This window comes from Pseudomonas sp. C8002, from assembly GCF_013385765.1.
Taxonomy (GTDB): domain Bacteria; phylum Pseudomonadota; class Gammaproteobacteria; order Pseudomonadales; family Pseudomonadaceae; genus Aquipseudomonas.
The window spans coordinates 91956-112842 of the sequence record NZ_JACAPJ010000008.1; the positions used below are offsets into that span (position 1 = coordinate 91956).

The 20887-nt window shown below is 61.4% G+C and carries 13 protein-coding genes; 6 read left to right on the plus strand and 7 right to left on the minus strand.

Annotated features, from left to right (window positions below):
* Positions 1-8 precede the first annotated feature (8 nt).
* The 3 genes from mscK to HX814_RS14255 all read right to left on the minus strand — a co-directional run bounded on the left by mscK (position 9) and on the right by HX814_RS14255 (position 7032).
* Entirely contained in the window at positions 9-3359 is a 3351-nt protein-coding gene (gene mscK / locus HX814_RS14245; RefSeq protein WP_008439184.1) for a mechanosensitive channel MscK, read from the minus strand.
* Between the two features lie 70 nt (positions 3360-3429).
* Complete coding sequence (locus HX814_RS14250) at positions 3430-5172, minus strand: potassium/proton antiporter (protein ID WP_008439183.1); 1743 nt, start codon at positions 5170-5172, stop codon at positions 3430-3432.
* A 234-nt stretch (positions 5173-5406) separates the two neighbouring features.
* Complete coding sequence (locus tag HX814_RS14255) at positions 5407-7032, minus strand: methyl-accepting chemotaxis protein (RefSeq protein WP_023659353.1); 1626 nt, start codon at positions 7030-7032, stop codon at positions 5407-5409.
* A 276-nt stretch (positions 7033-7308) separates the two neighbouring features.
* Between HX814_RS14255 and HX814_RS14260 the strand changes: the two genes are divergently transcribed.
* Both HX814_RS14260 and HX814_RS14265 read left to right on the plus strand, forming a co-directional pair.
* Positions 7309-7539 (plus strand): hypothetical protein, encoded by a 231-nt coding sequence (locus tag HX814_RS14260; RefSeq protein ID WP_003209413.1) that lies wholly within the window; start codon positions 7309-7311, stop codon positions 7537-7539.
* A complete protein-coding gene (locus HX814_RS14265) occupies positions 7536-7829 on the plus strand; it encodes a cell division protein ZapA (protein ID WP_177008299.1) in 294 nt (97 codons plus the stop codon). Before HX814_RS14260 ends, HX814_RS14265 begins: the two co-directional genes overlap by 4 nt.
* Here the strand turns inward: HX814_RS14265 and HX814_RS14270 are convergent.
* Together HX814_RS14270 and putA are read right to left on the minus strand one after the other, a co-directional pair.
* Positions 7826-9628: an acyl-CoA dehydrogenase gene (locus tag HX814_RS14270; RefSeq protein ID WP_177008300.1), complete on the minus strand. Its 1803-nt coding sequence runs from the start codon at positions 9626-9628 to the stop codon at positions 7826-7828. The two genes, HX814_RS14265 and HX814_RS14270, sit on opposite strands and share 4 nt — an antisense overlap.
* Before the next feature lie 253 nt (positions 9629-9881).
* Positions 9882-13835 (minus strand): trifunctional transcriptional regulator/proline dehydrogenase/L-glutamate gamma-semialdehyde dehydrogenase, encoded by a 3954-nt coding sequence (gene putA, locus HX814_RS14275; RefSeq protein ID WP_177008301.1) that lies wholly within the window; start codon positions 13833-13835, stop codon positions 9882-9884.
* A 29-nt stretch (positions 13836-13864) separates the two neighbouring features.
* Here putA and HX814_RS14280 point away from each other — a divergent pair, with 29 nt between their 5' ends.
* Both HX814_RS14280 and putP read left to right on the plus strand, forming a co-directional pair.
* The gene (locus HX814_RS14280) at positions 13865-14155 is read left to right on the plus strand and encodes a hypothetical protein (RefSeq protein WP_157222894.1); all 291 of its coding nucleotides are present in this window, start codon (positions 13865-13867) and stop codon (positions 14153-14155) included.
* Between the two features lie 138 nt (positions 14156-14293).
* Positions 14294-15778 (plus strand): sodium/proline symporter PutP, encoded by a 1485-nt coding sequence (gene putP / locus HX814_RS14285; protein WP_003209422.1) that lies wholly within the window; start codon positions 14294-14296, stop codon positions 15776-15778.
* A 268-nt stretch (positions 15779-16046) separates the two neighbouring features.
* Here the strand turns inward: putP and HX814_RS14290 are convergent, their stop codons facing one another.
* A complete protein-coding gene (locus HX814_RS14290) occupies positions 16047-16541 on the minus strand; it encodes a DUF2165 family protein (RefSeq protein ID WP_008439179.1) in 495 nt (164 codons plus the stop codon).
* A 188-nt stretch (positions 16542-16729) separates the two neighbouring features.
* On the opposite strand from HX814_RS14290, the gene HX814_RS14295 reads away from it, so the two are divergent.
* The gene (locus HX814_RS14295; RefSeq protein ID WP_177008302.1) at positions 16730-18763 is read left to right on the plus strand and encodes a type VI secretion system tip protein VgrG; all 2034 of its coding nucleotides are present in this window, start codon (positions 16730-16732) and stop codon (positions 18761-18763) included.
* Positions 18760-19473, plus strand: coding sequence for a DUF4123 domain-containing protein (locus tag HX814_RS14300; RefSeq protein WP_177008303.1), 714 nt, complete (start codon positions 18760-18762; stop codon positions 19471-19473). The genes HX814_RS14295 and HX814_RS14300 overlap by 4 nt, the downstream gene beginning before the upstream one ends.
* Here HX814_RS14300 and HX814_RS14305 read toward each other — a convergent pair.
* Entirely contained in the window at positions 19459-20736 is a 1278-nt protein-coding gene (locus HX814_RS14305) for an O-acetylhomoserine aminocarboxypropyltransferase/cysteine synthase family protein (protein WP_008439168.1), read from the minus strand. The genes HX814_RS14300 and HX814_RS14305 overlap by 15 nt on opposite strands.
* Positions 20737-20887 lie beyond the last annotated feature (151 nt).

Consider the following 20887-nt stretch of genomic DNA (forward strand, 5'->3'; position numbering starts at 1 on the left):
GAGCGCGTTTAGTCGAGTTTGGCGGGCGGCGGCTCGGGCAGGTCCTGGTCCTGGGCGGGCGGCAGGATGGTCCGGTTTTCTTCTTCCACCGGCACCAGCTTGTATTCCTGGCCATGCAGGTTCTTCAGGTAAACCTCCATCTGCCGGAACGAGATGTTGATGTGGTGGTTCTTGAACTCGCGGTTGATGAAGCGGTTGACCTCATCGATCACCGGGTTGCGGTCGCCCAGGTCCCGTACATGCATGCGCAGTTCGTGATCGAGGGTGCTTTCACCGAAGTTGAGGAAGTACACGTGGGGCGCCGGGTCCTTCAACACGCGTGGGTTTTCGGCGGCGGCCTTGAGCAGCAATTCCTTCACCAGGTCCAGGTCCGAGCCGTAGTCCACGCCCAGCTTCAGGGTGACCCGGGTGATGGTGTCGGTCAGCGACCAGTTGATCAGTTGCCCGGTGATGAACGTCTTGTTCGGGACAATGATGTCCTTGCGGTCGAAGTCGGTGATGGTGGTGGCACGGATGCGGATCTTGCTCACCGTGCCCGACAGGTTGCCGATGGTGATGGTGTCGCCGATCCGTACCGGCCGCTCGAACAGGATCATGATGCCGGAGATGAAGTTGGCGAAGATTTCCTGCATCCCGAAACCCAACCCCACCGACAGCGCGGCCACCAGCCATTGCAACTTGTCCCAGCTCACGCCGAGGGTCGACAGGGTGGAGACAAACCCTACGCCGGCAATCACATAGGACAGCAAGGTGGTGGTGGCGTAGGCGCTGCCCTGGGCCAGGTCGAGCTTGGACAGCACCAACACTTCCAGGAGGCCGGGCAGGTTGCGCGCCAGGGCGAAGGTGATGCCGATGATGATCAGGGCGCCGAGCAAGTCGCCGATGCTGATGGGCACCATGCTGATATTGGCGCCGGTGCCGCTGGTGTATTCGTAGAGGGTGACGTTGTCCAGGTAGGAAAACACCGAGATCAAGTCGGACCATACCCAGTACAACGCAGCGATAAAGCCGCCCAGCAGCGCCAGGCGAATCAGGCGCATCGACTGTTCGTTGACCTGTTCGATGTCCAGGGTCGGCTCTTCGATCACTGCTTCACCCTCACCGGCTTCCTTGGCGGCCTGGCGTTTGGCCAGGGCCCGCGCATAGGCCAGGCGCCGTGCCGCAACGCCCAGGCCACGTACGAAGGTGGCTTCGATCACCAGCCAGAACATCAGCAGGTACAAGGTGTTGATCAGCCGGTCGCTGAGCTTGAGGGCGGTGTAGTAGTAGCCAAAACATACGGCGATAAACAGCGCCACCGGCAGTGCCGTAAAAACCAGGCCCACGGCCTTGCGAAACAGCGAGGCTTTTTCATGAGTCGGGCTGTTGAGCAGCAGGCGCCCGAGCAGCCACGCCATCAGTGCGTAGCAGGTCAGTACCACGCCGATGCCCAGCACATCGTCGGCCAGCGCTGCCGGCTGATGCTCGGCGATGGCCACCACGGCCACCAACGCCAGTACCACGAGCCCGAGCTTGCGTACCCAGCCCTGGAGGAATTCGACCTGGGGTTTTTCCCAGCGGAAGTGCAATTCGGCGACGCCGCCGGGCGCGAGGATCCGATACGCGGTGTAGAACACCAGCCACGCCTGGGCGATCTGCAGCAGGGCGGCGCCGAGGTTGGCGTTTTGCCCGCGGGCGTCGATCTGCAACGCATAGCCGCAGAGTGCCAGGCCCAGGGCCACCGGCATCGCCAGCGCGATATTCACCAGGATCGCCACCGGCGTGTGCCACTGGCTGTCGCGTTTGAAGTGGCCGATGTCCATATGGATTTTTTTCAGCCGGGCATACAGGTAGCTGCGACGCCACAGCAGCGCGCCGATCAACAACAGCAGGGGCAGGAACAGCAGCGGGCGCTGGGTCAGGCCGTCATACAGCTCGCTGACGCTGGAGGCCCACGGCAGGGTATTGACCTGTTTGCTCAGGTGCGCCGGTACGGTTTCCAGCCATTCGGTATCCAGCGGCTTGTTGCTGGGAATCCAGAACATCTGTTCGTCGAGGGTCGCCCGCAAGGTGGTGGCGGTGCTCAGCAGTTGTTTCTGGTTCAGTTGCAGGGTGATGGATTCGTTGAGCAGTGCGCTCAGTTCCCGGCTCAAACGTTCCAGCAGGTCGCTGCGGGTGATCGCCAGTTCCAGCAGGGTGCGCCGCAGTTGTGGCGTCACCTGGTCGGCCGGCTGGTTGGCCAGCAAGCTGTCGACGTAGGTGCTCGGGGTGCTGATCAGTTCGCGCTGTTGATTGACCTCGAACTGGTACAGGCGAATGTTGGCGATGTCATCCGCCAGGTCGCGGTCCACGGTCAGGCGCGGGAGGGCCTGCTTCTGTTTGTAGAGGATCTTGGACAGTAGCAGGCTGCCCTTGAGCACGTTGATCTGCTCGTCCAGCGCCGAGTCGCTTTGGGTCACGCTGTCCAGTTGCTGCTTGGTTTGCAGGTTTTTCTGGGTCAGCTCGTTGAGCCGGTCAGTGCTTTTGAGCAGGTAGTCGGACAGTTTCAGGTTGGCCGCGCTTTCCGTGGCGAGCAGGCTGCTGCCACCGGCCTTCTGGGCTTCGATGGACTGCTGGGTCACGGTTTCCTGGGACTGGGCCAGGCGTTTCTGGTTGATCAGGGTTTGCAGGTCCTGGATTTCCTGCTCCAGGCGCGCGGTCTTTTCCAGCACCAGGTCGTGCTGGCTGTTGCCCAGGTCTTGCAGTTGGCTGTTGCCGGCCAGTTCCTGGCGGCGCAGGGGAATCAGGGCGTTGAGGGCGGCCAACTCGGCATTCAGCTGGTTGCGCTGGTCGCCGCTGAGGGTCTTGCCGTTGTCCTTGCCTGCCTTGAGAGTCGCGTTGATCTGCTGGATACGTGTCTGGCTGCTGCTGATTTCGGTCTGGGCGCGCTCGGGACGGGTTTGGGCCGCGATGGTCAGGCTGTTGGCGTCGGCCAGTTCCTTTTGCAGGTCGCCTTGCTGGGTGGTGCGCTGCACCAGCAGTTGTTCAAGTTGCGGCACCGGCAAGGTGGCGTAGCGCTGGGCGACCGGAATCACCTTGGTGGCCTTGAGGCGGGTCAGTTCGCGCTGGTTGTCGACGGTCTGGCGCGGCGCGTCTTCGAGCTGGCGCTTGAGGTCCACCAGGCGCTGCTGGTAGTCCTGCTGGTTGCCCAGGAAGGTGAGCGTTTGCTGCAGGATGCTTTGCAGCGCCTTCATGTCGGCGTCGGGCAGTTTGCGGTCCGGCAGCTTGTCCAGGGTTTGCTGGACGGAATCGATGCTGGGCGGGTCGGCCGCGTGTACGGTGCCGACGCAGAGAGTCAGGCCCAGCAGGGCAGTGGCGAGAAAAGTGCGCAGGGTTGTCATAGAGACCGGTCGAGCAAGGTGAAAAATAGGGGGCGTCCCGACATCGACTGGCGCGCCGTCGCCCCGCAGTTTAGAGGAAGAGTCCGGGGCCCGGGCGACTTCCTTCGGGGAATCTGACGCCGACTTTGCCGATCTTGTTCCCGTCCATGACCGCGACGGTCCAAATGGTGTTGTTCCATTCCACCTGGTCGCCGACCACGGGCGCACCGCCGACTTTCTGGGTGATGAAACGACTCAGTGGCATGTCCGGGTCGATGCCCTCGAGCTTGAGCCCGTACAGGGCCGAAACCGCGCCCAGCTGAGCGTCGCCTTCCAGGACGAAGTCACCGAAGAAGCGCAGGTCGAGGCCCCGTTGTGGTGCCTGGCTGAACAGTTTGCCGAGGGCCGGCAAGTTGTGTTCATGGCCGATTACGCATAGCAGATCGTCGACTTCGAGCACCGTACTACCCGACGGATGGAGCAGTTGCTGGCCACGAAACAGCGCGGCGATCCGCGTGCCTTCGGGCATTTTCAGCTCCCGCAGGGCGGCGCCGATGCACCATTTTTCGGCGCCCAGGCGGTAGACGAACAGCTCCCACTCGCTGGTGACGTGCACTTCCAGGGCCGCCCGGGAAATCGGCGCCGGCTCTGGCGGTACCGTCACTTTCAACAGTTTGGCGACCCACGGCAGGCTCGTACCCTGCACCAGCAACGACACCAGCACGATAAAGAACGCCAGGTTGAAGTACAGCTGCGCGTGGGGCAGGCCGGCCATCAGCGGGAACACCGCCAGAATGATCGGTACCGCACCGCGCAGGCCGACCCAGGCGATAAAGGCTTTCTCTCGGCCATGGAAGGCCTTGAACGGCAGCAGGCCGACAATCACCGACAGCGGCCGTGCGAAGAGAATCATCCACAGCGCCAGGCCCAGGGCCGGCAGCGCGATGGGCAGCAAATCATGGGGCGTGACCAGCAGGCCCAGCACCAGGAACATGCCGATCTGTGCCAGCCAGGCCATGCCGTCGAGCATATGCAAAATGCCGTGCCGGCTGCGCACCGGGCGGTTGCCGATCACCAGGCCGCACAGGTAAACGGCGAGGAAACCGCTGCCGTGCAAGGCGTTGGTCAGGGCGAACACCACCAGGCCGCCGGAAATCACCAGGATCGGGTACAGGCCGTTGGCCAGGTTGATCCGGTTGACCATCTGCAGCATCAACCAGCCGCCGCCCAGGCCGATGATGCCGCCGATGCCGAACTCGCGGATCAGGTGGCCCAACAGGCTCCAGTGCAGGCCGGTCTGGCCGCTGGCGAGCATGTCGATCAGGGTGACGGTGAGGAACACCGCCATCGGGTCGTTGCTGCCGGATTCGATTTCCAGGCTGGCGGTGACCCGTTCGTTCAGGCCTTTGCCGCCCAGCAGCGAGAACACCGCTGCGGCGTCCGTGGAGCCGACGATGGCGCCGATCAGCAGGCCTTGAATGATGTTGAGGTTGAACAGCCAGGCGGCTGCCATGCCGGTGAGGCCGGTGGTGATCAGCACCCCGACCGTCGCCAGGGACAACGCAGGCCAGAGGGCTACACGGAAACTGGCTACCCGCGTTCGCAGTCCGCCGTCGAGCAGGATCACGGCCAGGGCGAGGTTGCCCACGAGGTAGGCAGTCGGGTAGTTATCGAAGATGATGCCGCCGCCGTCGACGCCGGCGATCATGCCCACGGCCAGGATGATTACCAGGATCGGAATCCCCAGGCGGGACGAAAGAGAACTCACCAGAATGCTCGCACCTACCAGCAACGCGCCGATCAAGAACAGGCTGTTGATGGTCGTCGCATTCAAAGGCAGTACTCCATGAGCAGGAAAGACGAGGCGCAAACTGACCATGCAGTCTGCGTGCCAGCGATTCTAACCTGTTGAATTGCTGTGCTGTCAAAAAGGTTTTGAATGGCTGGCGCATATTCAATGTGGGAGCGGGCTTGCTCGCGAAAGCGGTGTGTCAGTCGCGTTATGCGTAGCTGATCCACCGCATTCGCGAGCAAGCCCGCTCCCACATTTTTAGCCCTGCGGTATCCGTTAAAGCCTGAACCGCCCCACCATCCCGTTCAAATCCACCGCCAACCGCGACAGCTCACTGCTCGCCGCACTGGTCTGGCTGGCGCCGGTTGCCGACTGCACCGACAAGTCACGAATATTCACCAGGTTACGATCCACTTCCCGCGCCACCTGCGCCTGCTCTTCGGCGGCACTGGCGATCACCAGGTTGCGCTCGTTGATTTCAACGATGGCAGTGTTGATGGTGTCCAGCGACATCCCCGCACCCTTGGCGATGTTCAACGTCGATTCCGCCCGCTCGGTGCTGTTGCGCATCGAATCCACTGCATGCTCGGTACCGGCCTGAATGCTGCCGATCATCCGCTCGATTTCGCTGGTGGACTGCTGGGTGCGATGGGCCAGGGCCCGCACCTCATCCGCCACCACCGCAAAACCACGCCCGGCTTCACCGGCACGCGCCGCTTCAATCGCGGCGTTCAGGGCCAGCAGGTTGGTCTGGTCAGCCAAGCCACGAATCACGTCCAGCACCTTGCCGATGTCCCGGGACTCTTCCGCCAGGTTGCCGATCAAGGTGGCAGTGGCTTGCACGTCGCTGCTCATGCGTTCAATGGCGCTGACGGTTTCCTGCACCAAATCACGTCCATCGCCCGCAGACGACGTGGCGTTCTTCGAGGCTTCGGAAGTGCTGACCGCGTTGCGGGCCACTTCTTCAACCGCGCTGGTCATCTCGTTCACCGCCGTGGCGGCCTGTTCGATTTCGTTGTTTTGCTGGGTCAGGCCACGGGCGCTTTCGTCGGTCACGGCATTCAGCTCTTCCGCGGCGGAGGCCAATTGGGTGGCCGAGCCGGAAATGCGCTGCAAGGTGTCCTTCAATTTGTCCTGCATCTTGGCCATTGCCAACAGTAGTCGGCCGGCTTCGTCGTTGCCTTCCACCTTGATCGGGCGCGTCAGGTTGCCTTCGGCGATTTCCTCGGCGGCATCCAGGGCCTGGGCGATCGGCAGGGTGATGCTGCGGGTCAGCAACCAGGCGAACAGCATGGTCAGCGCCGTGGCGAGGATCAGCAGGATCACCACTAGCTCAAACGCCATGTCGTACTGGTCGGCAGCTTGCTGGTTGGTGGCCAGCGCCATCTTGTTGTTGATGTCCAGCAGGCGGTTCAGTACGGCGTTCACCTGATCCGAGTTGTTCAGCAGCTCGGTATTCAGCAGCGTGCGCAGCTCTTCCACCTGATTGGCCCGTGACAGGCTCTTCATGCGCTCTTCAATCTGATGGTACTGGGCCAGCAGACGCACGTATTCATCGTAGGCAGCACGTTCTTCGCTGCTGTCGATCAACTTCTCGTAGACCGCCTGGGCCGTACGAATCTGCTGATTGCGCACGTCAAAAGACTCAAGGGTCTTTTGCTGGACGTCAGGCTCGCGGTTGGTCAGCAGGCGATACGACAGCACCCGCAGGCGCAGGGTCAGTTGAGTGAACTCGTCCAGGGCGCGAATGCTCGGCACGCTGCTAAGGGTGATGTCTTCCGTCGCCGCACGGATCTTGCTCATCTGGTTCAGGGCGAACACACCGAGAAACAACATCAGCGCGCCAATCAACGCGAAGCCGAGAAAGGCCCGCGGCGCGATATTCATATTACGAAGAGACATGTTGTGATCCTGGGGAGAAGCGCGATCCATGCGGGGTTTGAGCGGGGTGTCCATGACCTATCGGTCATACGACTAAAGTCTTGAGGGGGTGCGCGCTTTTGTCGCAGATCGGGGCGGGCCGACGGGATTCAGGAACCAGATGCCATAAATGCAGTCACTAAGGCTCGAAAGCGTGGCCTGCCCTGTAAAATCAAGGCCCCGCGCCAGGGATAACCCTGGCATCCGAGGTGAATTTTCTTTATCGTCACCGCCCTTTGAAAAGCCCGAGAAATCAAAATGTTAGAAGCATCCCTCAGCCAATTGGAACAACTGGTCAGCGACCTGGTACAGCAGAACCAGGATCTACTGGGCACCAACGAATCCCTCAAGGCCGAACTGGCTCGCGCCAAGGATGAAAACGACAGCTTGCAGCTGAACCTGATGGAACAGGAAGAAAAGCAGGGCGCCACCGCTGCCCGTATCCAGGCGTTGGTTGAGCGTGTGAGCGCAGGTCCTGTCAGCGCATGAATGAAGGGATAAAGGTCGTTTCGATTCTCGGTGAGGATTACTCGATCAAGGCACCGGAGGGGGAAGACAACACCCTGATGAGCGCCGTGACGATACTCAAGGCATCCCTGGCCACCACCAAGAAAAAGTACCCGACGTTGATCGGTGACAAGCTATTGGTGCTGGCGGCGCTGAACCTGTGCGCCGAGCAGATCGAAATGCAAAAGCACCATCAGCAGGAACTCGACCGTTACCAAGAGCAAGTCAGCGCCACGGTCGAGGTGATTTCCAAGGCAATCGGAACGCCTTAGAACCACTCATCCTGCATCCCCAGGCACGTGTCATCGCGTGCCTCGAGAATCGCCAGTTCATGATGGCAGCCCGGTATTTCCCACGTCAGGAAGTACCGGGCGGCCTGGAGCTTGCCCTTATAGAAGGCGACATCGGCAGCATTGCCCCTGGCCAGCCCTTCCTCGGCGCGAATTGCCTGTTCCAGCCAGCGCCAGCCAATCACCGTATGCCCGAACACCTTCAGGTACAGCGCCGAATTCGCCAGGCTGCTGTTGACCTTGCCCTGGGCGAGATCCGTCAGCAGGCCGAGGGTGACCTCTTGCAGGCGCGCCACCAGTTGTTCCAGCGGTTCCCGCAAGGCATTCAGCGACGGATACTCCTGTGCCCGTGCGCCGGTCTCGGCGATCAGGCGGATCAGTTGCTTCAAGCCCGCACCGCCGTTCTGCGCCAGTTTGCGCCCGAGCAAGTCCAGCGACTGAATGCCGTGGGTGCCTTCATGGATCGGGTTCAGGCGGTTGTCGCGGTAGTACTGCTCCACCGGGTATTCGCGGGTGTAGCCGTGGCCGCCGAGGATCTGGATCGCCAGTTCGTTGGCTTTAAGGCAAAACTCCGACGGCCAGGATTTGACGATCGGCGTCAGCAGGTCCAGCAGTTCGTGGGCCTGTTTGCGCTCGGCTTCGTTGGGCAGAGTAGTGGTGTCATCGAACAACCGTGCGGCGTACAAGCCAAGGTCGAAGGCACCTTCCACGTAGGCTTTTTGGGTCAACAGCATGCGTTTGATATCGGCGTGCTGGATGATCGACACCGGCGCGGTGTTGGGGTCCTTGCTGTCGGGCAAGCGGCCTTGCGGACGTTCACGGGCATATTCCAGGGAGTACAGGTAGCCGGCGTAACCCAGCATCACCGCGCCCATGCCCACGCCGATCCGCGCTTCGTTCATCATCTGGAACATGCAACTCAGGCCCTGGTGCGGCTGGCCCACCAGGTAGCCGACGCACTCGCCGTTATCGCCGAAATTCAACGCGGTCGAGGTGGTGCCACGCCAGCCCATCTTGTGAAACAGCCCGGCCAGCAGCACATCGTTGCGCTTGCCCAGGCTGCCGTCGTCGTTGACCAGGAACTTGGGCACGATAAACAGCGAAATGCCCTTCACCCCGGCAGGTGCGTCCGGCAGCTTGGCCAGCACCATGTGCACGATGTTCTCCGACAGCGGGTGATCGCCGCCGGAGATGAAGATCTTGTTGCCCTTGAGGCGATAGCTGCCGTCAGCCGCCGGCTCTGCGCGGGTACGAATATCCGACAGCGATGAGCCCGCATGGGGCTCGGTCAAGGCCATGGTGCCGAAGAAGCGGCCTTCGATCATTGGTTGCAGGAAGCGTTGTTTCTGCTCCTCGGTGCCGAAGCTCTCGATCAGGTTGGCGGCGCCCATGGTCAGGAACGGGTAGGACGTGGATGCGGCGTTGGCCGACTGGAAGTGGGCGAAACACGCCTGGGAGAGCAGGGTGGGCAGTTGCATGCCACCGGCTTCGAAGCTGCGGGCGGCGTTGAGAAAACCGGCTTCGAGGAAGGCATCTACCGCCGGTTTCACCTCGGGAATCAGAATCGCCTGACCGTTTTCGTAGCGGGGCTCGTTCTCGTCGCCCTTGCGGTTATGCGGGGCGAAGAACTTCTCGGCAATGCTGCGGGCGGTGCCGATGGCGGCGTCGAAGGTTTCACGGTTGTGTTCGGCAAACCGCTCGCGCTGGGTCAGGCCCTCGGCATCGAGGACTTCGTACAGCTCGAAAGCCAGATTGCGGGAACTGAGCAGCGTCTCGGACATGGCGGCTTACCTGTGTGGGAATGGGCCTGAGTCTAAGTGCGCAAATAGAGGCTGGATAGCAAGATTGATCTGGGTGATGGAGGGGCAAAACGCGGCTCGAAGGTGGAACGCGGTCAATGTGGGGGCTTTTGTGGGAGCCGGGCTTGCCCGCGATGCAGGCACCTCGATGTGTCAGATACACCGAGGTGATGCCATCGCAGGCAAGCCAGCTCCCACATAAGCCTGCTCCCACATTTTGACCGCGTTTCGTCAGTTAGCCGATAGTCATCAGGCTGGCGTTACCACCCGCAGCAGCAGTGTTGACGCTCAACGCCCGTTCGATCACCAGGCGCTCCAGGGCGATCCCGGTTTCGCCCGAAGACAAACCGTGAACCCCGACAATCGCCCCGCCACGCTTGGCCACTTGCTGGCAAACCCCGCGCAGTTGGTCGGAATCACCGTGATGCAGCACGGCATCAAACACGGTTTCATCCTTGGTCCAGTCAGCCACCAACTTGATCTTCGCCTGAAGCTCCTTCGGCAAACGTGCGAACACGGCCTTGGTCAATTCAGTTTCCGGCCATACCGCCGAGCCGCCGACTGCCAGCACGGCCGCCAGTTGCGTCAGCAGGTCGCCTTCCACTTCCGCCAGGCACAACACGTGCTCGCGGGGCAGGATGGCATAGCTGTTGCGCTCGCCGGTCGGGCCGGCCAGTTGGCGGGTGATACCGCTTTGGGATTGCGCGGCGAACTGCACGCACAGGGCGCTAAAGTCGCTGAGCTTGCTGCTGTCGGCCCAGGCTTTCAGGGCGGTCAGCGGCTTGCTCATGGCATCCCGCAGGCGAACATCCGGTGCGGCCAGTGCATCACCACGGACGAAGGATTGCTCGATGGCGTCCGTAGGACGGGTCGACAGCAAACGGTACAGATACAGCGGGCCGCCAGCTTTCGGGCCAGTGCCCGACAAGCCTTCGCCACCGAACGGCTGCACACCGACCACGGCGCCCACGATGTTGCGGTTAACGTAGACGTTACCGGCATGGACGTTGTCGATCACCTTGGCGATGGTCTCGTCGATGCGGGTGTGCACGCCCAGGGTCAGGCCATAGCCGGAGGCATTGATCTGGCCGATAAGCTGGTCGATCTCTTTGCGCTTGTAGCGCACCACGTGCAGCACCGGGCCGAAGATCTCCCGTTGCAGTTCGTCGAAGCTTTCCAGTTCGATCAGGGTTGGCATCACGAAGGTACCGCGCTTGATCTCTTCGCTATCGGCAATCGCGACCTGGTAAACGTTGCGGCCTTTGTCGCGCATGGCCTGGATATGTTTCTCGATGCCAGCCTTGGCTTCGGCGTCGATCACCGGGCCAATATCCACCGACAGGCGCTCCGGGTTGCCGAGGCGGCATTCAGCCATGGCACCTTTAAGCATTTCGATGACGCGGTCAGCGGAATCTTCCTGCAAGCACAGCACGCGCAGGGCCGAGCAACGTTGGCCGGCACTGTCGAAGGCCGAGGACACCACGTCGATCACCACTTGTTCGGTGAGCGCCGAGGAGTCGACGATCATTGCGTTCTGGCCACCGGTTTCGGCGATCAGCGGAATCGGACGACCCTGTGCATCCAGACGGCCGGCGACACTGCGTTGCAGCAAGCGCGCAACCTCGGTGGAACCGGTGAACATCACGCCCTTGACGCGATCATCACCCACCAGGCGCGCACCGACGGTTTCGCCCTGGCCCGGCAGCAGTTGCAGCACGCCTTCCGGAATCCCGGCTTCCAGCAGCAGGCGCACGGCTTGTGCGGCCACCAGCGGTGTTTGCTCGGCAGGCTTGGCCAGTACCGGGTTGCCGGCGGCCAGTGCAGCGGCGACCTGGCCACTGAAGATCGCCAGCGGGAAGTTCCACGGGCTGATGCACACCACCGGGCCCAGCGGGCGGTGAGCGTCGTTGGTGAAATCGTTGCGAGCCTGCACCGCGTAGTAACGCAGGAAGTCCACGGCTTCACGCACTTCGGCGATGGCGTTGGCGAAGGTCTTGCCGGCTTCGCGGGCCAGCAGGCCCATCAGCGGCTGGATCTCGCCTTCCATCAGGTCGGCGGCACGTTCCAGGATCGCGGCGCGTTCGGCGGGCGGGGTGGCCTGCCAGATTGGCGCAGCGTTCAGGGCGCACTGGATGGCGTTGTCGACGTCTTCGACAGTTGCTTCCTGTACGTGGCCGACGACGTCACGCAGATCCGACGGGTTCAACACCGGTGCAGCCGCTTCATTGCTGGAAGCGCAACCGAGCATCGGCGCGGCTTTCCAGTTGTTATGCGCGGTAGCCAGCAAGGCGCAGGACAGCGACGCCAGGCGGTGTTCGTTGGCCAGGTCGATACCGGCGGAGTTGGCGCGCTCGGCACCATACAGGTCACGCGGCAGCGGGATACGCGGGTGCGGCAGGCCGAAGCCGCCTTCCAGCGTCGCCATCTGCTCGATGCTGGCCACTGGATCGGCCACCAGCTCCTGGATCGAGATGGATTGGTCGGCAATACGGTTGACGAATGAGGTGTTGGCGCCGTTTTCCAGCAGGCGACGCACCAGGTAAGCCAGCAGTGTTTCGTGGGTGCCGACGGGTGCGTACACGCGGCACGGACGGTTCAGCTTGCCTTCGGAGACCTTGCCTACAACCTGCTCGTACAGCGGTTCGCCCATGCCGTGCAGGCATTGGAACTCGTACTGGCCGGGGTAATAGTTCTGACCGGCGATGTGGTAGATCGCCGACAGGGTGTGGGCGTTGTGGGTAGCGAACTGCGGGTAGATAACTTCCGGTACCGAAAGCAGTTTGCGTGCGCAGGCAATGTAGGAAACGTCGGTGTACACCTTGCGGGTGTACACCGGATAGCCTTCCAGGCCTTCGACCTGGGCGCGCTTGATTTCGCTGTCCCAGTACGCGCCTTTTACCAGGCGGATCATCAGGCGGTGGCGGCTGCGGCGTGCCAGGTCGATCACGTAGTCGATCACATACGGGCAACGCTTCTGGTAAGCCTGGATCACGAAACCGATGCCGTTCCAGCCGGTCAGTTGCGGCTCGAAGCACAGGCGTTCCAGCAGGTCGAGGGACAGCTCCAGGCGATCGGCTTCTTCGGCGTCGATGTTCAGGCCGATGTCGTACTGCTTGGCCAGCAGGGTCAGCGACAGCAGGCGCGGGTACAACTCGTCCATCACCCGCTCGTACTGCGCACGGCTGTAACGCGGGTGCAGCGCCGAGAGCTTGATGGAAATGCCCGGGCCTTCATAAATCCCGCGACCGTGGGACGCCTTGCCGATCGAGTGGATGGCTTGTTCGTACGAGGCCAGGTACTTCTGGGCGTCATGTTCGGTGAGTGCGGCTTCACCGAGCATGTCGTAGGAATAGCGGAAGCCCTTGGCTTCGAACTTGCTCGCATTGGCCAGGGCTTCGGCGATGGTTTCGCCGGTGACGAACTGCTCGCCCATCAGGCGCATGGCCATGTCGACGCCCTTGCGGATCATCGGCTCGCCGCTCTTGCCGATGATGCGGCTCAGGGATGAGGTCAGGCCGGCTTCGTTGTGGGTCGCGACCAGTTTGCCGGTCAGCAACAGGCCCCAGGTGGCGGCGTTGACGAACAGCGACGGGCTGTTGCCCAGGTGCGGGTGCCAGTTGCCGGTGCTGATCTTGTCGCGGATCAGTGCGTCGCGGGTGCCCTTGTCCGGGATGCGCAGCAGCGCTTCGGCGAGGCACATCAGCGCTACGCCTTCCTGGGACGACAGGGAGAATTCCTGCAGCAGGCCCTGGACGATGCCTGCACGGCCGCCGGCGCTTTTCTGATTGCGCAGTTTCTCGGCGATCGAAGAGGCGAGCTTGTTGGTGGCCTCGGCCATTGCCGCGGGCAGGCGAGCCTGCTCGATCAGCATCGGCACCACTTCCGGCTCCGGGCGACGGTAGGCGGCGGTGATCGAGGCGCGCAGTACGGATTGCGGCAGGATGCTTTCGGCAAATTCCAGGAAGCACTGGTGGGCGTGGTCGGTCTGGACCTCGCCGGCTTCTTCCGCGTCCTTGCTGCCCAGGCCGTTGAGCTCGGCCAGGGTTGCACCACCCTCGAGTTTCTCCAGGTAATTGAAAATCGCCTGCTTGATCAGCCAGTGCGGCGTGCGATCAATGGAGGTCGCGGCCGCCTTCAGGCGCTCGCGGGTCGGGTCGTCAAGTTTGACCCCAAGGGTGGTCGTAGCCATCTTTTTATCCTCATGGGTGCCACTACTGCGTGGCATCAGCTGGCGGCAAGATTAGCTTTGCGCCGAGAGAGGTGCAACCGGGTGCAACCCTTTTTATCCATGAATTTTTTGATGCTGATCGGGAAAAATTATCGCCGCAGCCGAATCGGCTGCGCCTTGGTGCATTTGCTTATGACTTTGGCTGCTCTTGCTCCGAAAAGGAGCAAAAACACGGTGTTTTCCACAAAAAACATCGAGGTGCAACTTATTCTCAAGAAACTGGTTGCACCTTATTTGCTTTGTTGAATAGCATTCGCGCCCAAGGTGCAACCTCTTACTGACGGTTCATCGGCTGATGGCTTTCCTGGGGAAACGTCAGTCATAAATGCGCGGCGCCAGGCTTCGTCTATCCACTAGCAAAGTGGATGGCCGTCCGGACAGACCGCCGCTACATAAAAACAAAGCCAGGGCGTAACTCAATGAGCGTAAGTAATCCTACCCTGATCACATTTGTGATCTATATCGCTGCCATGGTGCTGATCGGCTTTATGGCCTATCGCTCCACCAATAACCTTTCCGACTACATCCTCGGCGGTCGCAGCCTCGGCAGCGTGGTTACCGCGCTCTCGGCCGGTGCCTCGGACATGAGCGGCTGGTTGCTGATGGGCTTGCCCGGCGCGATCTACATGTCTGGCCTGTCGGAAAGCTGGATCGCCATCGGCCTGATCGTCGGTGCCTACCTGAACTGGCTGTTTGTAGCCGGCCGCCTGCGGGTGCAGACCGAGCACAACGGCGACGCCCTGACCCTGCCGGATTACTTCTCCAGCCGTTTCGAAGATAAAAGCGGCCTGCTGCGAATCATCTCTGCGGTGGTGATCCTGGTGTTCTTCACCATCTACTGCGCTTCCGGCATCGTGGCTGGCGCCCGTCTGTTTGAAAGCACCTTCGGCATGTCCTACGAGACCGCGCTGTGGGCCGGTGCTGCCGCAACCATTGCCTACACCTTCGTCGGTGGTTTCCTGGCCGTGAGCTGGACCGACACCGTGCAGGCCACGCTGATGATCTTCGCCTTGTTGCTGACCCCGATCATCGTGCTGCTGGCCACCGGTGGCGTCGACACCACCTTCCTGGCGATCGAAGCGCAGAACCCTGACAACTTCAACATGCTGAAAAACACCACCTTCATCGGCATCATTTCGCTGATGGGCTGGGGCCTGGGTTACTTCGGCCAGCCGCACATCCTCGCGCGTTTCATGGCGGCGGATTCGGTGAAATCGATTGCCAACGCACGTCGCATCTCCATGACCTGGATGATCCTGTGCCTGGGCGGCACCGTGGCGGTGGGCTTCTTCGGTATCGCCTACTTCTCGGCGCACCCGGAAGTCGCCGGTCCCGTGACCGAGAACCACGAGCGTGTGTTCATCGAACTGGCCAAGCTGCTATTCAACCCATGGATTGCCGGTGTGCTGCTGTCGGCCATCCTGGCTGCCGTGATGAGTACCCTGAGCTGCCAGTTGCTGGTGTGCTCCAGCGCCCTGACCGAAGACTTCTACAAAACCTTCCTGCGTAAAAACGCCTCCCAGGTTGAGCTGGTATGGGTCGGTCGTGCCATGGTGCTGTTGGTGGCGCTGATTGCCATCGCCATGGCCGCCAACCCGGAAAACCGCGTACTGGGCCTGGTGAGCTACGCCTGGGCCGGTTTCGGTGCTGCGTTCGGTCCTGTGGTACTGATCTCCGTACTGTGGAAAGGCATGACGCGTAATGGCGCATTGGCCGGCATCCTGGTGGGGGCGATCACCGTGATCGTGTGGAAGCACTTCAGCCTGTTTGGCCTGTACGAAATCATTCCGGGCTTCATCTTCGCCAGCCTGGCGATCTACTTTGTGAGCAAGCTGGGTGCTCCGACGGCTGGCATGCTTCAGCGGTTTGACGCAGCCGAGGCGGATTACAACCTCAACAAGTAATCGGCGGGGGCTTGAATGCCCGCTGAAGTGAAAACGGCCCGCATCTTTTGGATGACGGGCCGTTTTTTTGCCTTCCAGATCTCGCAGTGTTGTTTTCACAGATTCAGATGATCACTGAAGTAAACGGCCAATTTAAGGGCTCGCCTGGTGGCTGTGAGCGTTGAATGTGAGGCGGTTTTTATACTTTGGGAAAAGGGCTACAAACTACCGTCAGCTATCTGACAGTAGTTTGCGAAAGGGCATCCACCGATTTTGAATTCGTGGTTTTTCAGTCGTGGTCAGTGTCCGGCTGGTTGAGAAAAATCAGCACACCCAGGATCGCCATATAAAACTTGAACGCCGCTTCCTGGCCGTTCCACTGATGGGATTGCCACATCAGGAACCACTCGCCGCCGATCACCATAAAGCCGAAGAACCACACCACGAAACCCAGGGTCAGCCCGACGATTGCGCTTTTCTTGGCGCGATTGAAGTCGATACCTGTGGCACGACGAGCCCGCCACAAGGCCAGTGCTCCACGCGCCAGCAGCACGGCCGTCAGTGCTTCACCGGCGATGATCAGCCAATATGCACCGTGCCATAGCCATGGGGTGGTGATGGCGCGATACATCGCGGCGTTGCCGGGGAAGGTGGTGTCCATGCTCAGCACATGTTTGACGAAGGCAAAGTTGGAGCCGTAGTCGGTGATGTTGCTGAAGGCCACGAGTGTGGCGAAGGCTGCCAGGGCAAGGGTCAGGACGATTTTTGCGTAGCGGGTGGCCATGTTTTTTCCATTGTCATGGGGCGACGGGGGACGAATACGCTAGCACGCTGGTGGTAGGGCTTCGATGCCTGATACATGAAGATTAAAGCGCCTGCGATGTAGGGATTTACTGATTTGCCTGCAGCGCACTCAGCTCGGCAAACAGCTGGTGCAGAATCGGCCACCCACTACTCGCAGAGAAACACCGGATGTTCGCTCCTGCCAATCAAAGTGCCTTTAGCCTGACCCTCGACGGTGTGCCCAGTGATCTCAAGGTACGTGAGTTCACGGGCGATGAATTCATCAGCCTGCCCTATCGTTTTGACCTTGAACTGGTCAGCGAGCAACCCGACCTTGACCTGGAAAGCTTGATGCATCGCCAGGCGTTCCTGGGGTTTGATGCGCATGGCCATGGTATTCATGGCCAAGTTTATCGGGTGGCACAAGGCGACTCGGGCAAGCGCCTGACGCGTTATCAGATCACGCTGGTTCCGCGGTTGGCTTATCTTGAGCACAGCGCTCACCAGCGGATTTTCCAGAACCGGACGGTGCCGCAGATCATTGCACTGGTGCTGGAAGGGCAGGGTATCCAGGCGGATGCCTTCTCGTTTCAACTGAGCGGGGTGTACCCCGAGCGTGAGTACTGCGTTCAGTTTGGCGAAACCGATCTGGCGTTCATCCAGCGCTTGTGCGCCGAGTCGGGCATTCACTACCACTTCCAGCATCACCCCGAGCGCCACCTTTTGGTGTTCGGCGATGACCAGAGCGTGTTCGCCCAGCCTGAGCAAGCCACTCAATACGCGGCGGGTTCGGGGATGGTTGCCGACACGCCGGTGATCAAGCGTTTTACCCTGCGGTTGCAGACCCGTACCACCGATGTGAATCTGCGGGACTACGACTTCAGAAAGCCACGCCTGAGCTTGGAAAGCACGGTGTCCGGCGGCCAGCGTCCCATGCTGGAGGAACAGTGTTATCCCGGGAATTTTACGGATCGCGCTCATGGTAAATACCTGGCGCAACGTAGGTTGGAGCGCCATCGCGGTGACTTTCGCCAGGCCAGTGGCCATAGCGACCAGCCGTCCCTGGTCAGCGGGCAGTTCCTGAGGATGGAAGGGCATCCTCGCCAGGAATGGAATGATTTGTGGCTGGTCACCCAGGTGACGCATGCAGGGCGCCAGCCTCAGGTGCTGGAGGAGTCGGCCATCGACGCCTCAGGTGATGAATCGGCTCAGGGCTACAGTAATCACTTTGTCGTAACGCCATGGGAGGTGCCGTTTCGAACACCGCTGCTGGTATCGCGACCGCCGGTGTCTGGCTATCAAAACGCCGTGGTTACAGGGCCGGCAGGCAGCGAGATCCATTGTGACGAGTATGGCCGGGTCAAGGTGCAGATGGCCTGGGATCGCGCCGGGGAGCACGACGAACATTCCAGTTGCTGGCTGCGGGTGGCCAGTGGCTGGGCCCATGAGCACTACGGCTCGGTGTTGATCCCGCGGGTAGGCATGGAGGTGCTGGTGGGTTTCGTCGACGGCGACGCCGACACGCCGCTGGTGGTCGGTTGCCTGGCCAATGCCGCCACGCCGGTGCCGCTGGACCTGCCAGCCGACAAGACCCGCAGCATCTTCCGTAGCCAGACCAGCCCCGGCGGCGGTGGCTACAACGAGCTGCGCATCGAGGACCGCAAGGGTGCCGAGGAAATCTACCTGCGCGCCCAGCGCAACTGGACCCAGCATGTACTGCACGACCAGCACGTGCAGGTCGACAACCAGCGCGACGTGATCGTCAAAGGCCTTGATCGTCACGAGCTTCAGGGCGAAGAACAGCGCACCACCCACGGCAACCGCCTGACCGAACTCAAGCAGGACGATCACCTGATGGTCGCGGGCTCCCAGCAGGTACGTGCCGGGTTGACCATTCACATCGGTGCCGGGCAAAACGTCGTTATTGATGCGGGTGCCAGCGTGACCCTCCAGGCCGGTGGGCAGTGGATCAACGTTTCGGCGGGCGGGATTTTCAGCAGCACGCAAATTCAGCTTGGCGGCGCCCCGGCACCGGCGGGAGCGCCGCTGACGCCGGGGCTGCAGGAAAAGTTGCTGGCGGTAATGCCTGCACCGTTGAGTGCCGTCCAGGTGTTAAGCCTGAAGCGCAGCGCACCCTTTTGCGAAGAGTGCGAGCGCTGCAGGAATGGCGTGTGCAATACGCCCCTGCATCGCAATACATCACTGCCCGGTGGTGCGCCATGATTTCTCCCGGGCAGTGGCTTGAGGCTGCGCCGTTGCAGGCGGGCGAGCAGTTGTTTGCGGTGATGGGCAATGCCAGCGACTGCAAGCCGCTCGATGCGTGGCGGCGTACCGACGGACGTGCACTTAGCCCCATCTGGGCGGGCAGCGAGTATGCTGCGTGGGATGAGGTCATGCCCTACGTCGCGGTGGTCGCCGCGGACAGCGCTTTTCTGAAATGGGCCGCCGAATGCGAAGGTATCGACTGGGGTTGGCTGGCGGTGTCGTCCTGTTCCTTGCACACCGTCGTCGAGCATCTGCGCAGCCTGACCAAGGTACTGTTGCCGGAAGGGCCGGCGGTGTTCTTTCGCTTCTGGGACGGTGCTTATGTCCTGCCTGTGTTGCAGGCGCTGGGGCCACAGGCAAAGGAGTTGCTCCCGGTGTTCAGTCGCTACTGGATCAATGGTCGCCAGCATGAGGTAGCGGTTACGGCAGCGGGAGCGGCAAAGCCCGGCCCATGGTGGCAAGTGCCGCCGCATGTTCTCCAGCGCCTGGGTGAGCAATCGAGCGTTACGCAGGTGGACAACCTGTTGCAATGGCTGGAAGAACAGCGCCCGGACCTATACAGCGCCTTTGTGCCGGCGACCTTGAAGCACAAGGTCGCCTACTTCGTGCGCCGGCCGGATGTCAGCCATCAGGCGCTGGCCGCCTGGCTGGCCTCAGAGCTGGGTTGAGGCCAGCGACTGCTGCAAGTCTTCGATCAGGTCCTCAATCGCCTCAATGCCGACAGACAGGCGAATCATCTCCGGCTTCACCCCGGCCTTCGCCTGCTCCTGTTCATTCATCTGGCGATGGGTGGTGGACGCCGGGTGGCAGGCCAGGGACTTGGCATCGCCAATGTTCACCAGGCGCTTGAAGATCTGCAGCGAATCGTAGAAACGCACGCCCGCCTCATAACCACCCTTCAGGCCGAAGGACAGAATCGCCGACGGTTTGCCCTGCATGTATTTCTGCGCCAGGTGATGGTGGGGGTGATCCGGCAGGCCGGCGTAGCTGACCCACTCCACCAGTGCGTGGTCTTGCAGGAAGTGGGCAATCTTCAAGGCGTTTTCGGTGTGGCGCTCCATGCGCAGGGCCAGGGTTTCCAGGCCTTGCAGCAGCAGGAATGCATTCATCGGCGCCAGGGCCGCGCCGGTGTTGCGCAGCGGCACGGTACGGGCGCGGGCAATGAACGCCGCCGGGCCGAATTTTTCGGTGTAGACCACACCGTGATAGGCCGGCTCCGGCTGGTTGAGGCCGGGGAATTTCTCCGGGTACTGGGTCCAGGGAAAGGTGCCGCTGTCGACGATCACGCCACCCAGCGAGTTGCCGTGGCCGCCCACGTATTTGGTCACCGAATGCACGACGATGTCCGCGCCGAACTGGATCGGCTTGCACAGGATTGGCGTGGCCACGGTGTTGTCCACCATCAGCGGCACGCCACGGGCGTGGGCGACGTTGGCCAGGGCTTCGATATCGATGATATTGCCTGCCGGGTTGCCGATGCTCTCGCAGTACACCAGTTTGGTGTTGTCATCGATCAGCTCGGCGATGGCTTCGGCGCAGTCGTCACGGGCGAAGCGCACGTCAACGCCGAAGCTCGGCAGCAAGTGGGCGAACAGGGTGTAGGTGCCACCGTACAGCTGCGGGGTGGTGACGATGTTGTCACCGGCACGGGTCAGGGTCTGGATCGCGTAGTGGATCGCCGCGCTGCCGGCCGACACCGCCAGGGCCGCGATGCCGCCTTCCAGCGCCGCGATGCGTTGCTCCAGCACGTCGTTGGTGGGGTTCATGATGCGCGTGTAGATATTGCCGGGCACGTCGAGGTTGAACAGGTCGGCGCCGTGCTGGGCGTTATCGAATTCGAAAGCGACGTTCTGGTAGATCGGCACGGCGACGGCCTTGGTAGTCGGGTCCGACTTGAAGCCATGGTGCAAAGCGATGGTGGCGTCTTTCATGAGTTGTTATGACCTCCATGGATAATTGCTCGCCACAATAAATCCGCTTTCGCACCGCCAATTAGACTATTTTCGGCAGCGCCCCTGTGTTTGCGGCATAAGCGCCACCTGACGCGCAGCCCTGCACCTTTGCCTGCGTAAAAGGTAAACT

Excerpts from the sequence above, each read along its gene's own strand:
- mscK (WP_008439184.1), bottom strand. The coding sequence starts at position 3,359 with ATGACAACCCTGCGCACTTTTCTCGCCACTGCCCTGCTGGGCCTGACT.
- HX814_RS14255 (WP_023659353.1), bottom strand. The coding sequence starts at position 7,032 with ATGTCTCTTCGTAATATGAATATCGCGCCGCGGGCCTTTCTCGGCTTC.
- HX814_RS14260 (WP_003209413.1), top strand. The coding sequence starts at position 7,309 with ATGTTAGAAGCATCCCTCAGCCAATTGGAACAACTGGTCAGCGACCTG.
- HX814_RS14265 (WP_177008299.1), top strand. The coding sequence starts at position 7,536 with ATGAATGAAGGGATAAAGGTCGTTTCGATTCTCGGTGAGGATTACTCG.
- HX814_RS14270 (WP_177008300.1), bottom strand. The coding sequence starts at position 9,628 with ATGTCCGAGACGCTGCTCAGTTCCCGCAATCTGGCTTTCGAGCTGTAC.
- putA (WP_177008301.1), bottom strand. The coding sequence starts at position 13,835 with ATGGCTACGACCACCCTTGGGGTCAAACTTGACGACCCGACCCGCGAG.
- putP (WP_003209422.1), top strand. The coding sequence starts at position 14,294 with ATGAGCGTAAGTAATCCTACCCTGATCACATTTGTGATCTATATCGCT.
- HX814_RS14290 (WP_008439179.1), bottom strand. The coding sequence starts at position 16,541 with ATGGCCACCCGCTACGCAAAAATCGTCCTGACCCTTGCCCTGGCAGCC.
- HX814_RS14295 (WP_177008302.1), top strand. The coding sequence starts at position 16,730 with ATGTTCGCTCCTGCCAATCAAAGTGCCTTTAGCCTGACCCTCGACGGT.
- HX814_RS14300 (WP_177008303.1), top strand. The coding sequence starts at position 18,760 with ATGATTTCTCCCGGGCAGTGGCTTGAGGCTGCGCCGTTGCAGGCGGGC.
- HX814_RS14305 (WP_008439168.1), bottom strand. The coding sequence starts at position 20,736 with ATGAAAGACGCCACCATCGCTTTGCACCATGGCTTCAAGTCGGACCCG.